At 53.4% G+C, this 25,254-nt stretch carries 24 protein-coding genes; 5 read left to right on the forward strand and 19 right to left on the reverse strand.

All coding sequences use genetic code 11. The features are described 5' to 3' along the window. Nucleotides 1–62: 62 nt before the first annotated feature. The 5 genes from FLS37_RS06570 to FLS37_RS06590 all read right to left on the reverse strand — a co-directional run bounded on the left by FLS37_RS06570 (nt 63) and on the right by FLS37_RS06590 (nt 5,279). Nucleotides 63–737 carry a 3'-5' exonuclease gene (locus FLS37_RS06570; RefSeq protein ID WP_157315201.1) on the reverse strand — a complete coding sequence of 225 codons (675 nt, stop codon included), beginning with the start codon at nt 735–737 and terminating at the stop codon, nt 63–65. 1 nt (nt 738) lies between these two features. Next, nucleotides 739–2,565: a putative nucleotidyltransferase substrate binding domain-containing protein gene (locus FLS37_RS06575; protein WP_157315203.1), complete on the reverse strand. Its 1,827-nt coding sequence runs from the start codon at nt 2,563–2,565 to the stop codon at nt 739–741. A gap of 59 nt (nt 2,566–2,624) precedes the next feature. Continuing rightward, nucleotides 2,625–3,155 (reverse strand): hypothetical protein, encoded by a 531-nt coding sequence (locus FLS37_RS06580; protein ID WP_157315205.1) that lies wholly within the window; start codon nt 3,153–3,155, stop codon nt 2,625–2,627. A gap of 84 nt (nt 3,156–3,239) precedes the next feature. Beyond that, nucleotides 3,240–5,009 (reverse strand): sodium:solute symporter family protein, encoded by a 1,770-nt coding sequence (locus FLS37_RS06585; RefSeq protein WP_157315207.1) that lies wholly within the window; start codon nt 5,007–5,009, stop codon nt 3,240–3,242. 6 nt (nt 5,010–5,015) lie between these two features. Further along, the gene (locus FLS37_RS06590) at nt 5,016–5,279 is read right to left on the reverse strand and encodes a DUF4212 domain-containing protein (RefSeq protein ID WP_157315209.1); all 264 of its coding nucleotides are present in this window, start codon (nt 5,277–5,279) and stop codon (nt 5,016–5,018) included. A 305-nt stretch (nt 5,280–5,584) separates the two neighbouring features. Here FLS37_RS06590 and FLS37_RS06595 point away from each other — a divergent pair, with 305 nt between their 5' ends. Next, nucleotides 5,585–6,472 (forward strand): LysR family transcriptional regulator, encoded by an 888-nt coding sequence (locus FLS37_RS06595; RefSeq protein ID WP_157315211.1) that lies wholly within the window; start codon nt 5,585–5,587, stop codon nt 6,470–6,472. Nucleotides 6,473–6,585: 113 nt separating this feature from the next. Here FLS37_RS06595 and rpmG read toward each other — a convergent pair whose 3' ends face one another. From rpmG to flhB, 14 genes are all read right to left on the reverse strand, one after another. Next, nucleotides 6,586–6,741: a 50S ribosomal protein L33 gene (gene rpmG, locus FLS37_RS06600; protein WP_028449594.1), complete on the reverse strand. Its 156-nt coding sequence runs from the start codon at nt 6,739–6,741 to the stop codon at nt 6,586–6,588. 17 nt (nt 6,742–6,758) lie between these two features. After that, on the reverse strand, nt 6,759–6,992 hold the full coding sequence (rpmB, locus tag FLS37_RS06605) for a 50S ribosomal protein L28 (protein ID WP_157315212.1): 234 nt from the start codon (nt 6,990–6,992) through the stop codon (nt 6,759–6,761). A gap of 229 nt (nt 6,993–7,221) precedes the next feature. Continuing rightward, entirely contained in the window at nt 7,222–9,627 is a 2,406-nt protein-coding gene (locus tag FLS37_RS06610; protein WP_157315213.1) for a DNA translocase FtsK, read from the reverse strand. Between the two features lie 125 nt (nt 9,628–9,752). Then, a complete protein-coding gene (locus FLS37_RS06615; RefSeq protein ID WP_157315214.1) occupies nt 9,753–10,499 on the reverse strand; it encodes a 1-acyl-sn-glycerol-3-phosphate acyltransferase in 747 nt (248 codons plus the stop codon). A 147-nt stretch (nt 10,500–10,646) separates the two neighbouring features. Further along, on the reverse strand, nt 10,647–11,390 hold the full coding sequence (locus FLS37_RS06620) for a flagellar motor protein (protein WP_157315215.1): 744 nt from the start codon (nt 11,388–11,390) through the stop codon (nt 10,647–10,649). Further along, entirely contained in the window at nt 11,391–12,131 is a 741-nt protein-coding gene (locus FLS37_RS06625; protein WP_157315216.1) for an RNA polymerase sigma factor FliA, read from the reverse strand. A 37-nt stretch (nt 12,132–12,168) separates the two neighbouring features. After that, the gene (locus tag FLS37_RS06630; protein ID WP_157315217.1) at nt 12,169–12,747 is read right to left on the reverse strand and encodes an ABC-type transport auxiliary lipoprotein family protein; all 579 of its coding nucleotides are present in this window, start codon (nt 12,745–12,747) and stop codon (nt 12,169–12,171) included. Continuing rightward, nucleotides 12,744–13,790 carry an MlaD family protein gene (locus tag FLS37_RS06635; RefSeq protein WP_157315218.1) on the reverse strand — a complete coding sequence of 349 codons (1,047 nt, stop codon included), beginning with the start codon at nt 13,788–13,790 and terminating at the stop codon, nt 12,744–12,746. The genes FLS37_RS06630 and FLS37_RS06635 overlap by 4 nt, the downstream gene beginning before the upstream one ends. Nucleotides 13,791–13,797: 7 nt before the next feature. Then, nucleotides 13,798–14,556 carry an ABC transporter ATP-binding protein gene (locus FLS37_RS06640; protein ID WP_157315219.1) on the reverse strand — a complete coding sequence of 253 codons (759 nt, stop codon included), beginning with the start codon at nt 14,554–14,556 and terminating at the stop codon, nt 13,798–13,800. A 2-nt stretch (nt 14,557–14,558) separates the two neighbouring features. Continuing rightward, on the reverse strand, nt 14,559–15,635 hold the full coding sequence (locus tag FLS37_RS06645; RefSeq protein WP_157315220.1) for an ABC transporter permease: 1,077 nt from the start codon (nt 15,633–15,635) through the stop codon (nt 14,559–14,561). Next, nucleotides 15,628–16,521, reverse strand: coding sequence for an AAA family ATPase (locus tag FLS37_RS06650; RefSeq protein WP_157315221.1), 894 nt, complete (start codon nt 16,519–16,521; stop codon nt 15,628–15,630). Before FLS37_RS06650 ends, FLS37_RS06645 begins: the two co-directional genes overlap by 8 nt. Continuing rightward, nucleotides 16,514–18,139, reverse strand: coding sequence for a flagellar biosynthesis protein FlhF (gene flhF, locus FLS37_RS06655; RefSeq protein WP_157315222.1), 1,626 nt, complete (start codon nt 18,137–18,139; stop codon nt 16,514–16,516). Before flhF ends, FLS37_RS06650 begins: the two co-directional genes overlap by 8 nt. 121 nt (nt 18,140–18,260) lie before the next feature. Then, on the reverse strand, nt 18,261–20,351 hold the full coding sequence (gene flhA / locus FLS37_RS06660; protein WP_157315223.1) for a flagellar biosynthesis protein FlhA: 2,091 nt from the start codon (nt 20,349–20,351) through the stop codon (nt 18,261–18,263). A gap of 57 nt (nt 20,352–20,408) precedes the next feature. Next, nucleotides 20,409–21,554 carry a flagellar biosynthesis protein FlhB gene (flhB, locus tag FLS37_RS06665; protein ID WP_157315224.1) on the reverse strand — a complete coding sequence of 382 codons (1,146 nt, stop codon included), beginning with the start codon at nt 21,552–21,554 and terminating at the stop codon, nt 20,409–20,411. Nucleotides 21,555–21,641: 87 nt separating this feature from the next. On the opposite strand from flhB, the gene FLS37_RS06670 reads away from it, so the two are divergent. From FLS37_RS06670 to fliN, 4 genes are all read left to right on the forward strand, one after another. Continuing rightward, nucleotides 21,642–22,991: a flagellar hook-length control protein FliK gene (locus tag FLS37_RS06670; protein WP_157315225.1), complete on the forward strand. Its 1,350-nt coding sequence runs from the start codon at nt 21,642–21,644 to the stop codon at nt 22,989–22,991. Nucleotides 22,992–23,144: 153 nt separating this feature from the next. Next, nucleotides 23,145–23,711: a flagellar basal body-associated FliL family protein gene (locus FLS37_RS06675; protein ID WP_157315226.1), complete on the forward strand. Its 567-nt coding sequence runs from the start codon at nt 23,145–23,147 to the stop codon at nt 23,709–23,711. 55 nt (nt 23,712–23,766) lie between these two features. Further along, the gene (gene fliM, locus FLS37_RS06680; protein ID WP_157315227.1) at nt 23,767–24,783 is read left to right on the forward strand and encodes a flagellar motor switch protein FliM; all 1,017 of its coding nucleotides are present in this window, start codon (nt 23,767–23,769) and stop codon (nt 24,781–24,783) included. Continuing rightward, nucleotides 24,776–25,198 (forward strand): flagellar motor switch protein FliN, encoded by a 423-nt coding sequence (gene fliN / locus FLS37_RS06685; protein WP_157315228.1) that lies wholly within the window; start codon nt 24,776–24,778, stop codon nt 25,196–25,198. The genes fliM and fliN overlap by 8 nt, the downstream gene beginning before the upstream one ends. Nucleotides 25,199–25,254 lie beyond the last annotated feature (56 nt).

Raw genomic sequence — 25,254 nt, forward strand, 5'->3', positions numbered from 1 at the left:
TCGTTTTTTCTGATGTAGGTAATCAGCTAGGATCAATTCGCTTTGTTTGATAGAGGATTGCATCACAGGCGTTTTGCCGATAGTTTTTGTAATTGATCTAGGGTTATAAATTGATCGCAGCTTTGCTTGATTTGAGATAGTAGTAATAGTGAGCAGCTGTATGCATCAGCCAGTGCGTTATGCTGTTGGCCACTAGGCAGAGCATGTCGGTTTAGGCAGGCAGATAGCTGGAGTGTTTTATGATTGATGGGCAGTTGTCTAAAGTGAAGTCGCTGCCATTCGATTAACATCGTATCGAGAAATTTTAACTGGGCGGTACTGTCAAAGCACTTCTTGCATGCCATTTGTAAGAATTTCTGTTCTATTTCAGAATGATGTGCCACAAAAACATAGCTGCTATATTTTTCGAGTAGTTCGGTCATCACACTCGCGAGTTCGCGTGCCTCACGTAAATCACGATCATGTAAACCATGAAAAACAGCACTTTGTCCGACGCTGATTGGGCATTGAATCAAGCAATGCTCGGCTCTAGCAAGTTGAATCTCAAGTTGAATTACGGGTACCCAGCCTATGCTGACAATATGATCTTTCTTGGCATCAAAACCTGTGGTTTCGATATCAATGACCAGAAACTTCAGCTGAGAGGCGGGCGTTTGGGGGGGGATAGTGGCGTGTTGATTAAATGTTTGAACCAATCCATGGATTGGTTTTTTATAGAGTTTTAGCCAATCCCACATCTTACATTTCTCGGCAGAAACGATAACGCATTGATGATTGTGCGTTGCTGATGACAGCAAAACAGTCTTTAAGCTGGTGCCGTTGTAGACTTGATAAAGTCGATGGGTCGAGCAGGTTGTTGATTTCTCGACTGGCTGCTAAATCCTGAAGATGCTTATCCCAACGTAACTGAGCCAAGATATCAAATGCATCGAGTAGGGTTTGCCCATCCTTTGGGTCAAGATGTTGTTCGTTTGTGAGTTCTTGCAATCGTTGTCGTGTATTGACGCTGGACACGCCGGTTGCGAGGGCATAAACGCGCGCTAAATCAGTAATTAAACTAATACCACGTTTTTTTAGGTCTAATCCTTTGTTGTGATTGCCATCTTCTTCAAGAATAAATCCTTTTAAGAACCCGATGGGCGCAGTATTCTCAAGGGCCGTACGCGCTAGATGGGCAAAAAAAAGATCATTGCCGGCTGACTTGCTCTGGATATTGTTTTGCAGCTTTGTAAAAAGTTCTTTATTTCCTTCTATGGGACGCAAGTCGAAATAAATACTGGCATTAAGCAGCGCTTTAGGCGTAGGGGTTTCAATCCAAGCAAAAAAACGATTTGTCCAGGCTTGTGCACTTAGTCGTAGCTCAGAATTGCTGGCCATGATGTTGCCGGGGCAAAGCGGGATGCCGCAGCGTGATAAACCGTGACATACAAAATTAGCTAAGTTTTCAAAATAGACTGCTGCTTGCTCATCGGGCTCTTGTTCTAGTAAAAGGGCATTGTCTTGATCTGCATTGATGCTTTGATCCATTCTGGCTTGAGAGCCAAAGGCGAGCCAAGTGAATGTAAAAGGTGCAGGTCCAAGTGTTTGTTGAGCGAGTTTGATGAGTTTTTGAGTTAAAGCATCAGTGATGGTGCTTATTATCTGCCCTGCATCGTGAGCGGGGACTTGCTGTTTGCCGAGTGTGCAAATGAGGGCTTGGATTTTCTGGCTAAACTGAGCCAGTTCATCCAAGGTTTGTTGACGATGAATCTCGCTGATTAAATAAACGGGGTGATCGTGCTGTGCTCGTACTACATCGGTAGTGCTGATCATTCCATAGCTATGGCCATGCTCGGTGACGGGTAAATGATGAATATTGAAACGACTCATCATTTGCACCGCCTCGAACAGATACGAATTTTTATCAATCGTATGCGGATCTGGGGTCATAATTTGGCAAAGTCGGCTGCTTGCAGGTAGGTTTTGGGCTAAGACTCTACTGCGTAAATCACGATCAGTGACAATGCCAACGAGTGCGCCGTCTTTTTCGATAATTAATGACGAGACACGATGCTGTGTCATTAAAATGGCAGCATCTTGTGCGCAGTGCTCAGGCGTCAGCGCAATTTTTCTGTTTTTGACGACATCGCAAATTTTCAGTGTAAATCTAGACTGTGCTAGCTCGTCTTTGTACTGGTGTAGGCTCCTGCTAAATAAACGTTGAAAGAAAATCTCAATGTTTTTGTGTTGATGTCTTAAATGATCAAAAGCATCACTACTGAACCAATATACGAGCGCATCTTCTTCGCAGTGTAAATGCTCCTTGTTGCTTAAGTCGGTCAATAGGGTTTGATAACCGTAGAAGTCGCCTGCTTGCAATTGGGTAATCAGTTTATTTTTTTCGTCATACAAGCCGAAAACCCCAGTTCGTACCATCATGAGGCGACGCTGATTACTCGGAATCGATTCTTGTGCTCTATAATAGACAACCGTTAATTGCTTTGCGATCTGGCTAATTTGGCTCGCGGGAAGCGCGGTAAAAGGTGCATTCGCTGCCAGAAACTGGCTTACTTCTGTAATTTCCATCTCAGCTCCAGCTCCATTCAAATATTGATCACAGAATTTATTTACTGCTCTGCACGATGCTATGTTGTTTTAGCTGTCTGGCAGCTCAGCTGATAAATTTTGTCATCCACTGCTAATGCTTGCCACTCAGATCCGCTTACTGCCCCCGTTGGGGGTAGAACCAGATTTTCACTGAATGCGGTTCGTTTTTTTCTCTGACAATCTACAATTTGTCGCAGCATTCGAGTAGGGTGGCGATACTCAAAGAAATATAAATCAATTCGGATAAATTCAGGATTGAGCGTATTTTCGGTACGGCTATTGGTGTCCAGTGCAACAAACTGCAATTTGTGTGGAGCTACAAAGCTCCAAGGCCGCCACCAGCTGCTGCCATCGACAACATGAACGACCTTCACACCTTGTGGCAAACGGTTTTCGGTATGCTTAAACCAGCTATATTCGCCATAAATTGAAAACCCCAACATACCTGCGCCGGCAAAAAAAGGAATCAAATAGCGTGGAAACCGTGTTGGTTTCAAACGATGTAAAAACAAGGCGATACCTGCTGCGCCAACGCCAGCAACCACCGTTGCAATTAACTCCCAGATCATTGGCAAAGCTCCTTAAATTAAAACGGGCTTTCAGTGAAAGCCCGCATATTTGCTTCAAATATCTAAAGCTTGTTGGTCAAAGACTCAATGGTCAAGTGCTGTGCCAGCACCACGTGGATAGCGAACACTTTCTACCAAATCTTGAATTGCTTTCGGTGGTGCTTCTGTTGCAGATGAAACTGCAAAAGCGACCGCGAAGTTAATCATTGCACCAACAGCACCAATTGATAGTGGCGAGATGCCAAACATCCAATTAGCAGGGATGTTTTCAAATGATGCAGTGCCTGGGATAAAGAACCAGCCGAGGTACAAGAAGATGTAGACGCACGTAAAGATGAGGCCAGACAACATGCCTGCCACAGCACCTTTGCTATTAACTCGTTTAGAGAAAATACCCATCATCAGCGCTGGGAAAATCGACGCTGCAGCAATACCAAAGGCCAGTGCCACTGTTTGAGCTGCAAAGCCCGGCGGATTCATGCCCAGCCAAGTGGCAATGACAATAGCTACCGCCATCGAGATACGGGCATAGAATAACTCCTGTTTCTCGGTGATATGTGGGTTAATCGTTCCTTTAATCAAGTCATGACTAATTGCTGATGAAATTGCTAACAACAAGCCTGCAGCAGTTGACAATGCGGCGGCAAGACCACCTGCCGCAATTAAGCCAATTACCCAGCCAGGTAAATTCGCAATTTCAGGGTTTGCCAACACCAAAATGTCGTTGTTAACTGTTAATTCATTGCCTTTCCAGCCACGCTCAGTTGCTGTTGCCTCGAATTTCGCATTTTTGTCGTTATACATTTGAATACGGCCATCTTCGTTTAGGTCAACGTGTTTGATGAGGCCAGTTTTTTCCCAGCTCTTAATCCAATCAGGGCGCTCTTCGTACTTGATTGCCTCTGCGGTAGGGCCGGCAGGATAAATTGTGTTGACTAGGTTCAACCGAGCCATAGATGCTACAGCTGGTGCTGTGAGGTACAGAATGGCGATAAACACTAAGGCCCAACCCGCTGACCAGCGCGCATCTGATACTTTTGGTACTGTGAAGAAGCGAATAATTACGTGCGGTAAACCTGCAGTACCAATCATCAGCGATAAGGTAAACAAAACCATATTGAGTTTGTTATCTACATTCGCTGTGTAATCAGTAAAGCCAAGCTCCCGAACCACTTCATCTAGCTTTTGCAGCAAAGGGACGCCAGATTGGGTGTGCTCAGAAAAGAGCCCAACCGGAGGGAGCAAAGTATCTGTCAACTGCAATGAGATAAACACCGCAGGAATGGTGTAGGCAATGATCAATACAACGTATTGAGCGACTTGCGTGTAGGTAATCCCTTTCATCCCACCCAGCACGGCATACATAAACACGATGACGGCTGCAATAATCAGACCGGCATCACTGCTGACCTCTAAAAAGCGAGAAAATGCAACGCCAGCGCCGGTCATCTGGCCGATGACATAGGTCACTGAGGCGATAATTAAGCAAGCCACAGCAACAAGACGAGCGCTTTGGCTGTAGAAACGATCCCCAATAAAGTCAGGGACAGTAAACTTGCCAAATTTCCGTAGGTAAGGTGCCAGTAGCAGGGCGAGTAATACATAACCGCCAGTCCAGCCCATCAGGAAGGTTGAGTTGGCGTATCCACCGACCGAAATTAGACCTGCCATTGAAATAAACGAAGCGGCAGACATCCAGTCTGCTGCAGTGGCCATCCCATTCATTACAGGATGGACACCGCCACCAGCAACATAGAATTCTTTCGTTGAGCCAGCTCTCGCCCAAATTGCGATTGCAATATATAGCGCAAATGAGCCGCCAACAAAGATTAAATTAATTGCAAATTGACTCATCTGGGCTTACTCCTCGTCAAGACCAAATTGTTTATCAAGCTTATTCATTCTCCATGAGTAATTGAAGATCAGAATGATAAAAGCGATGATTGAACCTTGTTGCGCGAACCAAAATCCAAGATCGGTCCCCCCAATTCGGATACCTTCAAGCATTGGGCGCAGCACAATCCCAAATCCATACGACACGAGAGCCCAGACAATCAGGCTACCGATAATTAAGCGCAAATTGGCCTTCCAATAGGCCTGCGCATTTTTCTCTTGCTCTGACATGGTTGTTTCCTTTGCTTGTTTGTGCGAGCCGTATCAATTGAACTGCACCCGTGACACGTGTTGCTGCTCGATTATTTGCTCGAATCTAAATTAATCTGTGAAAAGCTGGTGCTCAGCTCTTCCCATGACTAATGTAAGCGTTTGTAACGACCCGAGGCTAATTGCTTTTTTTGATGCTCGGAATCACTGAAATTTATGCAGTGTTGCATAGAGCTTACTTTTTTGTTTGTAATCAAAGATTGCCTACTACATTTTGCGGCAAGCTTTATGGCGCAATGGATTGGCTTTGGGGGATAATTGCGCTTATGGAACTCTATCAATTACGAACTTTTGTGACCGTGGCGCAACAGGGGCATCTGACGCAAGCTGCTGAGTTGTTGCACTTATCTCAACCCGCCGTGACGGCGCAGATTAAAGCGCTGGAAGAGCAATTTGGCCTGGCCTTGTTTGAGCGCTACCCCGGCGGCGTATCGCTGACCGAGGCGGGCAAATTGCTATTGCCTGAGGCTGAGCAGATTCTGGCGCAGGCGCGGGATTTGCTGCACAAGGCCAAAACCCTGCAAGGCGAGCCCAAAGGCAAGGTGCGGATCGGCACCATTGGCGTCCCTGCGCGCTTGCGGCTGGGTTCATGGTTGTCGCTATTGCGGGACACTTTTCCGCTGATTACCGTGCAAACAACCCACGGTATTTCCGTTAGCATTTTGAATGAAGTACGTAAAAAATCGCTGGATGGTGGTTTTTATCTGGGCCGCAACCCGTACCAGAATGTGATGACGCTGCCGCTGGACGAGATCGGTTTTTGTATCGCCTTGCCAGTCTCCATGGCGGCCGAATACCAGAATGCCGATTGGCCCAAGCTCGGTGATGCACCGTGGCTGGGTTTGTCGCAGTACACCAGTCTGGCCGATATTTCGCAGGAATTATGGCGCAGCCATAATCTGGCGCCGAAAGTGGTGGGTGAGTTTGACGAGGAGGCGACGTTATTGGAGCTGATCAAATCCGGTGTCGGGATTGGGATCTTGGCCGAGCGCACGGCGCAGCGTTTTGCGTCGGATGGCTCGATTGTGCTGTGGCGCGGCGGGGAGGTGGTCACGCGAGCGCCGTTGCAGTTTATCTACTCGGGCGACAGGGTGTCTGATCCGATGATGCACAAGCTGTGCGCGACGCTGAAAACAATCTGGAATCTGGAATAGCCCGCAGGGTATATGCCGCTAAACCAAGTGGGGTATTTGCTACAAGGCAATACCCCTTGGGCAAACAAAAACCCCGCCGGAGCGGGGTTTCGAGTATGGTCACCAGCACTGAATTACTTCAGTTTGGTTTCCTTGTAGATCACGTGCTTGCGAGCAACGGGATCGAACTTCTTGATTTCCATCTTTTCTGGCATGGTACGTTTGTTTTTGGTCGTGGTGTAGAAATGACCAGTACCTGCAGAAGATTCGAGCTTGATCTTATCGCGCATCTTAAATTACCTCGGAATTATAGTTCGCCGCGGGCGCGCAAGTCAGCCAATACTACGTCGATGCCTTTCTTGTCGATCAGGCGCAACGCAGCGTTAGAAACACGCAAACGGATGAAGCGGTTTTCGCTCTCAACCCAGAAACGGCGTGATTGCAGATTCGGGAGGAAGCGGCGTTTTGTTTTGTTGTTGGCGTGGGAAACGTTATTCCCGGTCATCGGGCCTTTGCCGGTGACTTTGCATACTCGTGCCATGATTCTTGTCCTAACGTCGGAACTGGAAAAGTCCACGTTTATATCACAGATCGCCCTTCGAGTTCAAGTCAAAGGTGCAAAATGCTGGGTTAATCGGAATAAGTGGTGCTGGCAGTGTTGTTCTGCGGAATCAATCTCACGCGACAGCAATGCTAGCTAAGTCGCCCATCCCGAAAGGTGTAGCCGCCTGTCTTTGGAGGGCGTGGCAGATTGGTGAACACATCTGCCTTTATTCACTGGCTGGCGCCAGTACAGTCCGGTTGCCGTTGGTTTCCATGGGGCTAACCAGACCTGCGCTTTCCATTTGTTCAATCAGACGCGCGGCGCGATTATACCCGATCCGCAGCTGCCTTTGCACAGAAGAAATTGATGCGCGGCGACTTTTCATGACGAATGCGACGGCTTCATCGTACAGCGGATCGGTTTCTTCGGTGCTGCCACCTGTGCTCAGCCCGCTATTGGCCGCGCCTTCAGCTTCAAAGCCGCCATTGAGAATGCCATCAATGTAATTAGGCTCGCCCATGGCTTTGAGCGAATCGACGACGCGATGCACTTCATCATCGGCGACAAAAGCGCCATGCACGCGCAGTGGGTAGCCGCTGCCGGGCGGCAGGAACAACATATCGCCTTGCCCCAGCAGCGCTTCGGCACCCATTTGATCGAGAATCGTCCGGCTATCAATCTTGCTCGATACCTGAAACGCGAGGCGAGTCGGGATATTGGCCTTGATCAAACCGGTAATTACGTCGACCGACGGGCGTTGCGTCGCCAGAATCAGGTGTATCCCTGCTGCGCGGGCTTTTTGGGCTAGCCGGGCGATCAGCTCTTCGATTTTCTTTCCCGCCACCATCATCAAATCGGCGAACTCATCGACCACGACCACAATAAATGGCAAATGCTCTAGTGGTTCGGGATCATCTGGCGTCAGCGTAAATGGATTGGTTAGCTTCTTGCCCGCCTTTTCAGCTTCCTTGATTTTCTGGTTATAGCCGGCCAGATTGCGCACGCCCAGGGCGCTGAGCAGCCGGTAGCGTTTTTCCATTTCGGCCACGCACCAATTGAGCGCATTGGCGGCCAGCTTCATATCGGTGACCACGGGGGCGAGCAAATGTGGGATTTCGTCATAAATCGACAATTCCAGCATTTTCGGGTCGATCATGATGAAGCGCACTTCGTCCGGTGTGGCTTTGTAGACCAGCGATAAAATCATCGCATTCACGCCGACTGATTTACCCGATCCCGTCGTACCAGCCACCAGCATATGCGGCGCTTTGGCCAGATCGGTGACAATCGGTTTGCCGGTGATGTCCTTGCCGAGCACGAGGGTCAGCTTGCTGGCCATCGCGTGATACGGCTCGCTGGACATGATTTCGGAGAGACGAATCATCTGGCGTGTAGGGTTGGGTAATTCCAAGCCCATATAGGTTTTACCCGGAATCGTCTCCACCACGCGGATTGAGACCAAACCGAGCGCACGAGCCAAGTCCTTCATCAAATTGACGATCTGCGAGCCTTTAACGCCCACCGCAGGTTCAATTTCATAGCGGGTAATCACGGGGCCAGGGTAGGCGGCGACGACTTTGACTTCAACGTTGAAATCGGCCAGCTTGCGCTCGATTAGCTGCGAGGTAAATTCCAGCGTTTCCTTGCTGATGCTTTCCTGTGCCACTGGTGCGGGGGCGAGCAGTGCTAGGGATGGTAAGCTGCCATCACCCAGACTAACACTGGCCGCGCTGGTTTTTTTAGTTACAGGTGCCGGGGCAGGGGGGAGCTCATCTTCGGCAAACAGCATGGGTTGTGCCGCCTGCTTGGCTTGCTGCTCCTGTTGCTTTTCCAGTTCTTTTTTCTCGCGCTCCAGTTTTTTGGCCACTGGTACTTCGCTCTGGTGCGGGGTAATAATCAGCGGTGCTTTGTCATCCTGTTTCTTTTTGGCCGCCATGACTTTCTGTTCGCGCTCTTTCTTGATCTCGCGTCCGATCCGGCGGTCTTGCGCAGCCTGAATACCATCGATGGTTTTGAAGTAGACCCATTCGCACGCTGCGCCGATGTTTTCCATCACATTCAGCCAGGATAGACCGGTAAATAGCGAAACTCCCAACCCCATGGTCGTGAGCAACAGCAAGGTTGCGCCGCTAAAACCGAAGGTTTTCATCAACCAGCCGCCCAGCGACAAGCCCAGTATGCCGCCCGGTTTGTGCGGCAGCACGATGTCTAGGCTGTGCAAACGCAGCGCTTCAAGGCTGGCGCTGGACAGAATAATCAGCGCAAAGCCGATGCAGGCCAGAAAAACCAGTGGCTTGGACGACTCGGTAATCCGGTCTATCCGGCGATAGCCCCATAAAATGGCGGCCAGACAAAATACCGTCCACCACCAGGCCGATACGCCAAAAGTGTAGAGCAGCACATCCGCCAGCCACGCGCCAAAAGCGCCGCCCCGGTTGTGAATAAGCACTTCGGTGGCGCTGTGCGACCAGCCCGGATCGCCCCGGTGATAGCTGCTGAGCACGAGCAATAAATAGCCCAGCAGCACCACGAGCAAAAGCCACCATGATTCACGCAGTAAATTGGCTATCGGCGCGGGAAGCGCGGCACGCGTGGAGACATTCGGGACGTTTTTCTTGCGAAACAGTGGCATGGTGGTGGGTCGTTGACTGAGCTTTCACGATTATAACGGCAAGCTCGGGTGACGCAGCAGAAAAGCGATCAAGAGTCGGAGATTTAGTGAGGAACTTGCTGGTGCTTGGCGGGTAAGTCACGGTGCTAATCAAGAAAGCGCTGTTGCCAGCCCAGATACAGCGCATATACCGCCTGATTGAAACTCTCTTTGTCGGTAAATTGCTGTGGCGAAATCGGCTCAAACACATGGTAGTGCACCACCCGATTGGGGCTGCTGGCCATGCGCCAGATTTTGGTCAGCAAATGCTCGCCAGCTTGCCATTCGAATTGGGCTTGTGCTTCGTGGTGCAAAAAGACCGGCAGGATGGGCACGCCGCTAGCGAGCGAGGCGGAAAAAGCGCCATACAGAAAACGCGGCGCGATGCGGCGACCTTTGCAGCCGCCTTCCGGGTAGAGCGCGATATTATCGCCCGTTTGTACGGCCTCGATCAGCGCCTGCTGGGCAGCCTGACGTGAATCCTTGCTTTCGCGCTCGACAAACAGTGTCCCGGCTGCCTTGGCGATTTTGCCGACCAGAAACCAGTTTTTAACTTCGTGCTTAGCAAGGCTGCGAACCGGAAATAGCGCGGGGATGCCGATGTCTTCCAGCGCAGAGGGGTGATTGGCAATCAGGATAAAGTGCTGCGGCATAGCGCCCAGAAAATGCTGATGCAGGCGCAGCTCGACGCCCAGAGCCCGCACAAAGCAGCGGCACCAGCTTTGAAATAAAGAGGGGTATATCTTGCCAAGCCAGCTTGAAGGCGGGATAGCGAGCAATACCATCAGCAGTGTAAAGATCGCCAAATCCAGCCAAGCCAGCGTGCGCAGCACAATGCGCAATAAATACAGCATGATTTTTCCCCGGGGCGATGATGCTTTGACTATAGCGATTGCTTGGGCGATGTGCTGCCAAGGCAGAGTTACCGGGTCTTTATGTATGAGTGGCTTTCTGAGTATGTTGTTGAAGGCTAATTAGTGATTGGCCTGTGAGGATATACCCTAGTGATGCAAGAAACCCGCTAGTTTGTTTTCCAGCAAGCGCGGGTTTTCGCCGTTGGCGATGGTGACCAGCCCTTCGGCGACCATTTCGCGGCGGCGAACTTCGAGCATGATGTAATGCTTCAGCTTATTGGCCACGGGCAGAAAGAACAGATTGGCCGCGCCCACGCCGTAAATCGTCGCCACAAAGGCGACGGCAATCCCGGCGCCAAGCTTGGATGGGTCGGTCAGGTTTTCCATCACATGGATCAGGCCCAGCACCGCACCCAGAATGCCGAAGGTGGGCGAATAGCCACCGGCAGATTCCCAGACTTTGGCCGCAGCCCGCGCCTGGTCTTCGTAAGCATCAATATCCAGCTCCAGCGCCCGGCGCACCATTTCAGGCTCTGCACCATCGACCACCATGGTCAGGCCACGTTTGACGAAGGGATCTTTTTCACTAGTGAGATAGGCTTCCAGTGCCAGCAAGCCGCCACGGCGCGCCTGATTGCCCCAGTTCATCAGCGTGGCGAGGATTTTGCGAAAATCCATCACTGGCGGCAGAAAAATCCAGCGCAGCATTTTGAGGCCCACCACAAAATGCCGCATTTCGGTTTGTACCATCACCGCGCCCATCGTGCCGCCAATGACGATGAAAAAGGCGGTAAATTGCACTAGCGAGCCAATCTGCCCGCCTTCGAGCCAGTGCCCGAGCACAATTGCCGACAGCCCCAGAATCAGGCCAAGTACGCTGATTTTATCCATTTAAGCTAGCCAGTCTTTAAGTTTGCCGCGCAGGCGTGCCACGGCTTGGGTGTGTAGCTGACAGACGCGCGATTCGGAAACGCCCAGCACTGCGCCGATTTCTTTCAGATTGAGTTCTTCGTCGTAGTACAGCGCCATCAGGAGTTTTTCGCGCTCGGGCAAGAGGCCAATTGCTTCGATCAGACGCGTGCGAAAGGCGTCGTCGCTCAGAATATCAATCGGGTTGGCCGAATGATCGGCGGCGTACTGATCAAGCTGATCGTTTTCGCCATCCACTTCGAAATCTTCGTAATGCAGCAGCTGGTGGCCGCGAGCATCGCCCAGCATGCTTTGATACTCATCGAGCGGGATATTAAGTGCTTGCGCTACTTCACCCTCGGCAGGGTGGCGACCCAGCTGTTGTTCCAGCAACACAATTGCGCGTTCGATTTCGCGCATATTTTTGCGCGCCTGTCGTGGCAGCCAGTCGGCGCTGCGCAATTCATCAAGCATCGCACCGCGAATGCGCTGGCTGGCGAAGGTTTCAAACTGCACGCCAGCTTCGGCGTCAAAATTGCGGGCCGCTTCCATCAGCCCCATCAGCCCGACCTGGATCAGATCGTCAACGTCCACACTGGCGGGCAATTTGCTCATCATGTGATACGCAATCTTGCGCACCAGCGGGGCGTGTTGCTGCACGCGATCTTCTTCGCTGCTGCTTTGGGTACTGCGATAGAGGGACAGGGCGCGGTGTGCTGACATGATGGATGCGGTAAAAATGATCCTTAAGTGTAGCCGACTAATCGAGGTTTGATGAAGCCAGTTCTTGTTCTAATTGCTTGAACAGGCTTTCCAGTGCAGCGCTAAAGCCTGCTGCCGCGCTATTTGGGCTGGCATCAGCGATGGGGTGTTCGGCGCTGAGCGTAAATTGCGCCGATTGCTGCTGGTGGCTAAGCAGGTACTGCACCTGGATCACAGCTTTGGGCTGGGCTGGCGAGCTTACGTCGATATGCATCGCCAGCAGCTCGCCTTCCAGCTGCCAGGGCGCAATCAGGCTGCTGCCCATCGGATTGACGCGGCTAAATAGCCCGCTGCGCGCCAGCCATGAGCGCGTTTGCCGGGTGATCTGGTTGCCGGGGGGCGCCAGAAAACCATTGTAGGGGTCGGCAACAAAACGCTGCGGGCTTTCCTTGTAGATCAGGGCCAGATCGCGGTAGGGCGGGTTGCTGCGCAATTCATTGACTTGCAGTACGCCAAAGCGGGCGGCTCTGCTGGCCCCATCGCGTTCGGCGCTGATCAGAAAATCCTGTCTGGTCACGGGGGACGTAGTGCAGGCCGTGCAGACGGCCAGCACAAGTAAGGCGATCAATTTTTTCATGGTTTGGGCGGCGTATAGGGTTTGGGTTGCTCGCTAAACAGCAGGCTGCTGGGGCGCTGGTTGGCTTTTTCGCTCAGTGCCTTGAGGTTGCTGCTGGTGCTCGACAGATTATCGATGATTTGCTGCACATCGCCTTCGCGTTGCGCGCTTAGATGATCCAGCCGCAAGGTGATCTGATCCAGCCTTTGCACGGCGCTGGCCAGCGCCGGGTTGGCCAGCAACATTTTGGCCGAGCTGGCCGCGCTGGCCAGATCATTGCTGGCGGTTTGCAGTTGTGGTTGTTCAAGCAGTGTTTTTAGCGCCTGATTGCTGGCTCTGACTTCGGTGATCAATTGCGCGCTTTCGCTGGCCATCTGCTTCAGTGGCATGGCATTGAGCGTACGCAGGAGCTGCTCGGCTTCACGGCCGATGTTTTTGGCGGGTATTTCTTCCAGCCGGGTATTCATCGTCCCCAGCGTCTGGTTGAGCAGGCCGATGGTCTGATCCAGATCGATTCTTTGCAATTTGGCCATCACTTCCTGTGCGCTGCCCAGAAGCTGATTGACCGTGCTATTGGCCGACGGAATATAAAGATTGTCCGGTTGCCAGCTAAACGGCAAGGTTTTGTTCTCGGCTTGCTGTTCGTAATCGATTTCCAGATAGCTAGTACCCGTGAGCCCTTGTGGTGAGAGCTTGACGCGCAAGCCTTTGGCAATTTCGCGGTTCAGATCGGCCTGTTGCGCGTCTTTGTCGGCCGAGCCGCCCAGAATATGGCTATCGAGCTGGGCTTCAACCAGCACATACTGCTGGCGCTGGGCATTGGGCAAATCGCCTTCATAGCGGGTGTAGGTAAAGGTAATCGCGCTGACTTCGCCAATCGCCACGCCGCGGTAACGCACTTTGGAGCCAATATCGAGCCCGCGCACCGATTCATTGAAATAGGTTTCCAGTGTGATTTTCGATTGCAGCCAGCGCCCGCTGCCCACGCCGATCAGCAGTGCCACGCCCAGCAGCAGAGCCAGCAGGATAAACACGCCGAGGCGGAAATTGGATTGTTGTTCCATAAGCCTTCTATACTGCGGCGCGTGCGGGCCGCTGTGCATTGAAAAAGCTCGCTACGCGCTCGTCACTTGATTGCGCAAGTGCCGCGGGCGTATCGATGGCCAGAATACCTTTAATGCTTTTGTCGAGCATGATGGCGCGATCGGCAATTGCTGCAATACTGGCCAGCTCATGCGTCACTACCATCATGGTGACACCCTGTGTTTCGGCCAGCCGCCGGATCAGGCGATCAAGCTCGGCCGAGGTGATCGGGTCCAGCCCGGCAGATGGTTCGTCCAGAAACAGAATCTGCGGGTCCAGCGCCATCGCGCGGGCAATCGCCGCGCGTTTTTGCATGCCGCCCGAGAGCTCGTTCGGGTAAAAATCGGCAAACTCTTCCAGCCCAACCAGCCGCAATTTCAGTCTGGCCAGCGTGTCAATCGCCTTGGTATCCAGCTGGCTAAAGCTGGTCAGCGGCAGCGTGATATTGTCCAGAATACTCATCGAGCCAAAGAGCGCGCCCGATTGATACATGACGCCAATTTTACGCAGTATTGCCTCGCGGCCCTTGCTATCTGAGCCCACCAGCTCATTACCCACTACCTGTATACTGCCGGAGCGCGGCGGGTACAGCCCGATCAGATGCTTGAGCAAAGTCGATTTGCCGCAGCCCGAGCCGCCCAGAATCGTAACCACTTCACCGCGCGCCACGCTGAAATTTACATCCTCCAGAATGGTGCGCGAGCCCCAGCCACAGTACAGATGCCGAACTTCAATCACCGTGCTCATCTTTACCAGCCCAGATGATAATAAACGACGGCCAGTATGCCATCGGTGATCACTAGCAACACCAGAATATTGACCACTGCACGGGTGGTGGCAGCTCCCACCGCACTAGCACCGGTGCCCGTACCCAGACCGCGAAAGCAGCCTACCGAGGCTACGACCAGGCCAAACGCAGCGGCTTTGAGCATGCCGCCAAAAAAGTCTCCGGCGTCGACTTGCGAGCTGAGCTGCGACCAGAAGGTCGCTAGCGGAATGCCAAAGCCCTGCATCACGAGCGCGCCACCCAGCATGCCGATGGCTTGTGACCAGATGGCCAGCAGCGGCAGCATGCATACGCCCGCAAGCAAGCGGGGCAAAACCAGAAAGTGCATGGGCTGATAGCCAAATGTCACCAGCGCGTTGATTTCTTCGTTGACCTTCATGGTGCCGATTTCGGCGGCAAAAGCTGCGCCAGAGCGCCCGGCCAGCACAATGGCGGTAATCAGTGGTCCTAGCTCGCGTACCAGCGAGAGCCCCAGCAGATTGGCGACAAACATTTCCGCGCCAAATTGCCGCATTGGAATTGCTGACTGAAAAGCCAGAATAATGCCCAGCAACAAGGAAATCAGGCTGATGATCGGCAACGCATTGGCACCGGTCAGCTCGCATTGGCGCAAAAATTCACGCCAGCGCAAGCGTTGTGGCCGCACGATCACTTGCGCCAGCGCGCTGGCTGCTTCGCCAATAAACGTGATTTGCGCCGCAAAATCGCGAACTGCCGAGCGGGTCAGGTGGCCAATCTGCGTGATGGGTTTATTGCGCGATTTCTGCGGCGATAGCAGCAAGGCTTGCTGCGGATCTAGCGCGGTGAGCAGGCGCTGCGTTTCTGCGTTCAGATTGCGCAACTGCGCGCCAGATTGGCCCAGTTCAAACAGAAAAGCCGCGCCTGCGCCGTCGCAATGCCCGACCTGGCTTAAGTCAACCAGCTGGCTTTGCCAGTTAATCTGGCGGCTAGCCAGCCAGACTGGCGCTATCGCCGCCAGCGTTAAATCACCAATGAGCTGGTAGCCAGCGTCTACGGGCTCAAGGCGCAGCTCAGCCATGATGCAGCCTTTCATGCAGCAGGCGAGATGATTCGACCAGCCGATGAACAAAATGCCCGGATGAATCATGCGCCACCCTGGGGGGTATCCAGCGCAAGATCACGTCAGCTAATTGCCGCAGAGCCATACTGGCCTCGGTATCTGGAAAGGCTTCCAGCACGGTCTTGCCCAGCCGTGTAGAACGATTGAGCTTGCTGTCTTCGGGGACATAACCGATCAGCTTGAGTTCCAGAGTGCTGCCCAGAAACTGCTGGCAGACGCTGCGCAGCCGATCAAACAAGGCCATGGCTTCGCCCAGACTTTCTACCCGATTGACCAGCACGCGAAAATCTCGGCGTGCGTATTCCTGCGCCAGCTGCTTGATGGTGGCGTAGGCGTCGGTGAGTGATTCGGCGCGATTTGATAAAACAACGACGACATCATCAGCGGCCAGACTCAGGCTGGGAATGCCATTGCTGCCCATCGGGCGCGTGTCGAGCAGCAGGTAATCGACGTATTCGGTAATGGCCTCAAATTCGGCGGCCAGCCAGTGCTGCTCGGCGTCGTTCAGCCGGGCAATGATTTGCGGTTTGCCAGCAATCGATAGAATCTGAAAGCCATGCTGGGTTTCGATCAGGCTGTCGGCCAGCGTTGCTTCGTGGCGCAGTACATGCTCCAGCGTAAAGCCCTGGCTTAGATGCAGGCGCGAGCTGACATTCTGGCTGCCGCTAAATTCATCGAGCACCATCACTTCGCGCTGACGTTCGGCCAGCGCTGCAGCCAGATTGATGACCAGCGTAGTGGTGCCTGAATCGCCACGGCCACCGCACAGGCTGATGCTGCGGCAATGCGTCGGGCTGACCATCTGACGCAAGCCTGCGGCCTGGTCCTGCCAGCGTTTAGGCACGCGCACCACCCAGGCTGAGCGTGAAATCGGTTGGAATATCTTGCGTACTCATATACAGCGGGTATTCATCGCGTTGTAGCTGGAAAACGCTTTGATCCTGTTGTGTTTTAAATGCGCGGTCAAGCAGATAGGCCAGATTGGCGCGGTGCAGATCTTCCGGTACGCGCTGGCCGTTGGTGACAAACTGCAGTGGCAGTTTATGCCGGATGGCGACATCGAGACAGCCGCCCAGCGCCACGGTTTCATCCAGCTTGGTCAAAATGCAGCCCAGCAAATGATGATTGCGGTAGCGGCGCGCCACATCGTCGAGTGTGCCCGCTTGCGCATTGGCGGCCAGCAGCAAAATCGTACCGACATTATCGTGTCCCAGCATCGCCAGCTGTTCGCCAATGCGCTGGTCGCGCTGACCCATGCCGACGGTGTCGATCAGCACCAGATGCCGATCGCTTAATTCGCCCAGCGTGAGCTGCAAATCGGTTTCATCTTTGACATCATGCACCGGCACGCCAAGGATGCGGCCATAAATACGCAGCTGATCGTGCGCGCCAATCCGGTAGCTATCGGTGGTGAGCAGCGCGACCGATTGCGGGCCGTAGGCCAGTGCAGCACGCGCGGCGAGTTTGGCCACGGTGGTGGTTTTACCAACGCCAGTGGGGCCGATCAGTGCGTACACGCCACCGCGAGCGACCAGATCGTCGCTGGCACCGGTGGCGGGCAGATTGTGCGCCAATGCAGCTTTCACCCATTTCACGCCGGTATCCAGACTCATGCCGCCGGGCATTTTGTCGATGAGCTGGCGCGAGAGGGCGGCGCAGAAACCCGCGCCAAGCAATTGACGCAGAATTTCGAGTTTTTCGGGGGCGTGTTTGGATAACTCGCCCCAGGCCATGCCCGCCATCTGGCTTTCCAGCAGGCCGCGCAGCATGCGGATTTCGCGCGCAATGTCCTGCATGGCCTCCTGATCAACGGCGGGGGTGGCGGGTTTGGCCGGTTCGTCTTCAAAACTGAAGGTCGGCAGCGTGCGCGGCTCGACCACAGGTGCGGCACGGCGCGGCGGTGCCGGGCGTGCTGTTTCAGCTACGCGCTCTGAATTGCGGTCAAATGTGCGATCAGGCTGCCGTTCGGCCGTACGCTCCTGAGTGCGCTGGCTGGCTGACTGGCCGCCTGATTGGTTGATGAATTGGCTCAGCGGGATTTCTTCGCGCTGCATGTCGTGACGTGCTTCTGGCCGTGCCTCGGCCGGGCGCGGCTGGCGATTGCTGCGCAGCACCGATGGCGCTTCATAGCCTATATCCGCCGGGCTGGGTTCCTGCTCGTCATCCGGAATCGCGTACGAGCGCGCCAAGGCTTTGGCAATATTCGGGCTGGGTGCTTCGGTTTGCGCCGAATTCATGAGCCGGGCGCCGTTTTGCGCCGCACGGGGCGAGGGCTTGGGGGGCGTGGCGACGGTTTGCACATTGGTCAGCGCCGCTACATCGGCGTCGGCCACCGCCATGATTTCAATACCGCCACCCGCCACTTGGCGGTTGGAAAGGATGAGCGCGTCCGGGCCGAGTTCATCACGAACTTGCCTGAGAGCTTCACGAGTGGTGGCACCGAAGAATTTTTTGACGACCATAGTGAGGGATTATCGCTGCTCAAAGCAATCTGCACAATTGATCTGCACATTGGGAGTCAGAATCATTGCCGTTTGTTGCAAGAATAATCCGGTTAAAACACCGGAATCGGCGTCACAAGCCCTAATTATTCGCTCCCAAAACGCCAATGATGCGCAGGGTTTTTGTTTCGGGTATTTCGGTATGGGCAATGACGCGCAGATTGGGGATTGAGCGCTTTAAAAAGCGTGACAGCATTGGGCGCAATTGCGACGGCGTGATAATGACCGGATTGATGCCCTGCATTTCCAGCTGCTCTGAGAGTTGTGCCGCCTGTTGCAGGATGCGTTCGGCCAGCCCCGGCTCCAGACCGCCTTGTGATTTGCCGCTGGCGGCCGACATCAGGATATTTTCCAGCTGGGGCTCGAGCGCCACCACTTGCAGCTCGTTTTCACCGGGGAACAGCTGATGCACGATGGCGCGGCCGAGCGCGACACGGACAATCGAGGTCAGATCGTCGATGTCCTGGGTGCGCTGGACATTTTCACCCAGGGTTTCCAGAATGCTGCGCAAATCGCGGATATGCAGCCCATCGTCGAGCAGATGCTGTAGCACTTTCTGCAAAGTACCCACCGGGATGATTTTGGGTACCAGCTCTTCAACCAGCTTGGGTGATTCTTTGGCAAAGTGATCGAGCAGGGCCTGAACTTCTTCGCGGCCGAGCAATTCGGCGGCGTGTGACTGCAAAATATTGGAGATGTGCGTGCCGACAACGGTTGAGGCATCCACCACGGTAAAACCCATGGCCTGCGCCTGATCTCGCAGGCTGCTGTCCACCCAGGTGGCGGGTAGGCCAAAAGTGGGGTCGGTGGTGGCGGTGCCCGGCAGATTGCCGGCGGCGTTGCCGGGGTTGATCGCCAGCCATTGGCCGACAAAAGCCTCGCCCATGCCGACGTCGACGCCTTTGAGCTGGATACGGTATTGATTGGGGCGCAATTCCAGATTATCGCGAATATGGACAGCGGGCACCAGAAAGCCCAGCTCCTGCGCGATTTTCTTGCGGATACCACGAATCCGGCGCAGCAATTCGCCGTCCTGATTGCGATCAACCAAGGGAATAAGCCGATAGCCCACTTCTAGCCCAACCGGATCAACGGGCTGCACATCAGCCCAGCTGACTTCCTGTAGTGGTGCATCTGCCGGGGCCGCAGGCGCTGTGCCAGGCGTGGCTCCGGCGGGCGCTCCTGGCGAGGGTTTGACGCCGCCTGTGGCTTTTTGTAGCTGATTCTGTTCGGAGTACCAAGCCAGGCCACCGGCAATCAGCGCCATCAGCAGGAAGGCAAAATGTGGCATGCCGGGGATAATGCCCAGCAACGCCAGCACGCCGGCGGTGACGTAGAGCACTTGTGAGCGGGCAAAAAGCTGACCCAGAATCTGCTCGGACAAATCCTGATTGGTGCCCACTCGTGACACGACAATACCCGCTGCGACTGAAATAATCAGCGCCGGTACTTGGGCGACCAGACCATCACCAATCGTGAGCAAGGTGTAGGTTCTGGCAGCGTCAGCAAAGGCCATATCATGCTGCAGCATGCCGACCAGCAGGCCACCGATCAGATTGATGATCATCACCAGAATCCCGGCGACGGCATCACCACGCACGAACTTGCTCGCACCATCCATTGAGCCGAAGAAATTGGCTTCGTCCGAAATCTGCGCACGGCGGGTGCGGGCTTCGTCTTCACCGATCAGGCCGGCATTCAGGTCGGCGTCAATCGCCATCTGCTTGCCGGGCATCGCATCCAGTGTAAAGCGGGCTGAAACTTCGGCAATCCGGCCTGCACCTTTGGTGATCACGACAAAGTTAATGATGGTCAGAATAATAAACGCCACAATCCCGACTGCGACATTGTCGCCAATCAGCACATGACCGAATGATTCAATCACTTTACCTGCCGCATCACCACCGGCGTGACCTTCAGTAAGAACCAACTTGGTGGAGGCCACATTAAGCGAGAGGCGCAGTAGCGTGGTCATCAGCAGTACAGTCGGAAAGCTGGAAAACTCCAGCGGCTTTTGCGTGTACAAACTCACCATCAAGACGATGATCGACAGGGCGATATTGAAGGTGAAGAAAAAATCGAGCACCAGCGGCGGCAAAGGCAGGATCATCATGCCCAGCACCATCAGCACAAGGGCTGGCATTGCCAGAAGAGTGAGTTTGTTACGCCACATTCAGAATACCTGCTTGGTGTATCTTGTTCTAAGTCTTTTGGTGTTTAGCCTGGGTGGCTATACCCTGCTAGCGCCTGACTCGGGGTCTAGCTCTGGTGGCACTGGCAAATCGTTATTGAGTATCGGCTCAAAGCCGCCTTCCTTGCGGTAAAGCTCAAGCTGATAGATATAAGCCAATACTTCTGCCGTCGCAGTATACAGTGCGGTCGGGATTTCTTCGCCAAGGTCAGCATGATGATAAAGCGCGCGGGCAAACGGCGGCGTGCGGATCACCGCCACTTTGTTGTCCTTGGCAATCTCGATAATCCGTTCGGCCAGCAGGAAGGAGCCTTTGGCCACGACGGTAGGTGCGCGCATTTCGCTGTCGTAACGAATCGCCACCGCATAGTGCGTCGGATTGGTGACGACAACATTAGCTTTGGGGATTTCGGCCATCATGCGCTTGCGCGCTGCTTCGCGCTGCAGCTGGCGAATCCGCCCTTTGACGTGCGGATCACCTTCGGATTCCTTGTGTTCCTGACGGACCTCCTCCTTGGTCATCCGCAGCCCTTTGTAATAATCCCAGAGCTGGTAGGGCACATCAATCAGCGCAATCACCGCCATAGTGCTGGCCACAAGCAGCAGGGTGTGTCGTGTCATTTGCCAGGCCATGGCAAAACCCGACTCAGGGGTCATCGCCAGAAGCTGGATAAACTGCTCTTTTTCCTGCCACATTAGCCAGGCCGCAACGCCCCCAATCAGGCTGGATTTCAGAATGGTTTTGATGGTTTCAATAATCGTGCGCGGTGAAAACATCCGGCCTATGCCGCTTAGCGGATTCATCCGGCCAAAATTGGGGCCCAGTGCTTCGGTGCTAAACAGCCAGCCGCCGATCAGAATAGGGGTCAGAATCGAAATAAGCACGCAGGCGCCGAAGATGGGCAAAATCGCAATCAGTGCAATGCGCGAGAGCTCGAACAACTGTTCGCCCATCAATGCGCTTTCCCAGATTTGCGCGCGATTGAAGCTCAGTGCGGTGACCATGACTTTTTTCATCGCCGCGTAAAGATCAGGCCCGGTGGTAATCACCGCCACCAGCCCGACCATCAGCGTGGAAAACGAGGTTAATTCGTGCGAACGCGGCACCTGTCCCTTTTTGCGGGCTTCTTCCAGCCGCCGGGGCGAGGCCGGTTCGGTACGTTCGAGATCTGAATCTTCTGCCATGGGCGCAGTGTAGCATGCACTCCCTGCTCAATAATTGGCATCAAGTTTGCTTTACTGCGGATGACTCATTTTTGTGGTGTTGCGATCATGGCCAGCGGTTCAAGCAATAATATCGATCTGATTAGCGCGGTTTCTCGTCCCAGAGAGACCAATTCTGCGCGTGACAAAATGGTTAGCGCCGCTGATTCTTTCGAGACAAGATACAAGCAGGAACTCAATAAAGCCAAGCCTGCAGAGAGTGCCACCAAGAAGACTGCAGAAACAGAGCAGCCGGCAAGCCCGCGTCAATCGGCTTCCTCAGCACAACAGACAGAGCAGCAGTCTGCCGGGCAATCAGCGACTTCAAAGGGAGAGCTTGATGCCAATTCGCGTAGCGATAAGACTGCAGATAAGCTTGCCCAGCAGGATGAAAATGTAGGTCAAGCCAAGTCTGTTGATATGCCTCCGAATGCCATTGATCTAGCTGCCTTACTGGCGCAGATTCCGGCTCCCAAACAAGTCGACTCTGCCGACGCAGACAGTGGCAACTCAGTTTCAGCGTTAGCATCGGCTTTCTCTGCTGCAATTCCCGGCATGACCGAGTTGGAAATTTCAACCGAGAATCCGAAAGTAACCGATGTGTCGGTTACTGTAGATGTTGCGGGCGAACAGCAAAAGCAGGCACTAGGTGTGGCTTCATTATTACAGGCACGGGGGATTAATACCCCGGCAAGAATTGCCGCTGAAAATAAAGAGTCGGCTTCTCTTTTGCCGTTTACTGATGTCCTTGCAGTCACTGGTGCCGAACATCAGCAGTTTGAGTTGGGCTCTCAACAGGGGCAGGCGGCATTTAATTTTGCAGATAACGAATCCAGTAATCCGGGTGAACTGGGCAAATCGACCGTTCAGTATGGTGGCACCACGATTTCAGTGGGCAGTGCCGTACAAACTGCCAATCAGGCTAGCCGATCAGCTGCCACTAACGCCTATATTGAGACACCCGTACATGATGCGCGTTGGAGTGATGCAGTCGCTCAGCGGGTAAGCCTGATGCTGGGCAAGCAGGAGCAGCAGATTGAAATGCAGTTGAACCCACCCAATCTGGGCCCGATGGAGGTGCGTTTGAATCTGGGTAGCGAGCAAGCCAGTGTAATTTTTACTTCGCAGCACGCCGCAGTGCGCGAGGCTCTGGCTGCGGCCACTCCCAAATTGACGGCGCTATTGGCTGATCAGGGGATCGTTCTGCAAAATGTTCAGGTGGCATCCGATTCATTGCAACAGCAACAGCAAAATGCGTTTTCCCAGCAGCAAGCCCGGCAATTTGATTCTCCTGCTGGTGGTCCGCGCCACGGAACAATGGCCAATACCGTGGGGAATGAAATGGGTATTGAGCGGCGAGTCAATCTAAGCGATTTGCGCTTGCCTGCAGGCAGTACCCGGGTGAGTTTGTTTGTCTGATTTTCAATGTGTTACCTGAAAAACGCTTGCTTAGCGCTTGTTTTATAGTATCTTTCGCTGTAGTAGCCGAGGTGCCTCAGCATTGCTGGGGTACTTTTACATCAATATCCAGTTACAATCTTCAGAATATCTATTCCTAGTAGAGGCATTACAATGTCTGACGCCAAAGCAGCGCCAAGTGCAGATGCGGCACCAAAACCGAAGAAAAACATACTGTTATTTGCCATCATTGGATTGCTCGTCGTTTTATTGCTGCTGGGTGGTTTGCTGGCTTTTTTTCTATTGAAATCGCCCGCTGATGGCAGCGCTGACGAAGCGGTCGCTGAAGCCAATGCTCACGCTGAAGAAGAGAAAAAAGCCAAAGAGAAAAAGAAAAAAGAGAAAGAAAAAGAAGGCCATGTGGCCCCGGTTTTTGACAAACTGCAAGATCAACCTTTTACCGTGAATCTGGCGGGTGACACCGAATCGGTATTGCAGGTTGAAATCATGGTTGAATTGGCTGAAGACGCAGACAAAGAGCGTTTGAAATCAGTGCAGCCCAAAGTGCTCGACGCGGTGAATCGTCTGCTGCGTTCCAAAACCCTTGAGGAAATCAAAACCACCGAGGGTCAGGAAACGCTGGCGCGTGAAATTCGTGAAAAACTCAATGAATTGCTGGAAGTGGAAGCAAAAGACGAAGGCGTTCTTAGCGTTAACTTCACCAAGTATTTTTATCAATAAATCGGTGAGTCAATAAGGCAAACCGGTTTAATCAGGACAAGTACAGAGCGGTAAAATGGCTGACGATATCCTTTCCCAGGAAGAAGTCGATGCGCTACTCCGTGGCGTAACGGGCGAGCAGGACGAGGTTGCAGAAGACGTCGACCCTCATGCTGTCCGCGACTATGATATCGGCCGTCAGGAGCGCATCGTCCGTGGACGCATGCCGACGCTTGAAATCATTAACGAGCGTTTTGCCCGCAATTTGCGTATTGCCCTGTTCAACTTCATGCGGCGCAATGCCGAAATCAGCGTCGGGCCGGTACGGGTACAGAAATACAGCGAATTCATTCGCAATCTGGTGGTGCCCACCAATCTGAATATGGTCCATATGAAGCCGCTGCGCGGTACCGGATTATTCATTTTTGATCCGGATTTCGTGTTTCTGGTGGTCGATAATCTGTTTGGTTCGGATGGGCGCTACCACGTGCGCGTTGAGGGGCGTGATTTCACGCCGACCGAACAACGGATTATCCAGCGCCTGCTCGAAGTGGTATTTGAAGAATTCCAGAAAGCATGGCAGCCGGTGTTCGAGTGTGAGTTCGCCTACGTTCGCTCGGAAATGAATACCCAGTTTGCCAATATCGCCACGCCGACCGAAGTCGTCGTGGCGTATACCTTCAAAATCGAGTTGGGTGCGGGCGGTGGTGATTTTCACGTCTGCTTCCCATATTCGATGCTCGAGCCGATTCGTGATCTGCTCTACAGCAGCATGCAGGCCGATCGGATCGAGGCGGATAACCGCTGGACCAATCTGATGCGCAAGCAGGTACAGCATGCTGAAGTCGATCTGGTGGCCACGCTGGGCAATTCGCAAATTACGCTGGGCGAGATTCTGAGTTTGAAAGTGGGCGATGTCATTCCGCTGGATATTCCCGAGGTCATTACCGCCACGGTGGATAGTGTGCCTGTGCTTGAGTGTAAGTATGGTATTCTTCACAAGCAATATGCCTTGAAAGTCGACAAAGTATTGACGACGGCTGAGTCACTCAGCGGGCAGGAAGAGGGACACGGAGAGCAAGCCCATGGCTGACGAAAATACGGAAGAAAACCCAGATGACATCATGGATGACTGGGCCGCGGCTTTAGCCGAGCAGGAAACGGTCGAGGCTGCGCCGCAGCCCGAGCCGCAAGCGGCCAATATTTTCCAGAATTTTGACAATAATGCCCTGCCACCAGGAGCGCCCAATAATATCGATATGATTCTCGATATTCCGGTCGCGCTGACAGTAGAACTGGGGCGAACTAAAATAGCTATCCGCAATCTGCTGCAGCTGGCGCAAGGTTCGGTGGTCGAGCTCGACGGTCTGGCTGGTGAGCCCATGGACGTGCTGGTTAACGGCTGTCTGATTGCGCAAGGCGAAGTGGTTGTGGTCAATGAGAAATTCGGTATTCGTCTGACCGATATTATTACGCCTGCGGAGCGGATTCGTCGCTTGCACAAATAAGCCGCAGCAGTCGGGCTATCAAACAGGGGAGTGCGGTGTGCGGTGTGTGAAAAATC

The sequence above is a fragment of the Chitinibacter sp. GC72 genome, from assembly GCF_009760905.1.
Classification (GTDB): domain Bacteria; phylum Pseudomonadota; class Gammaproteobacteria; order Burkholderiales; family Chitinibacteraceae; genus Chitinibacter.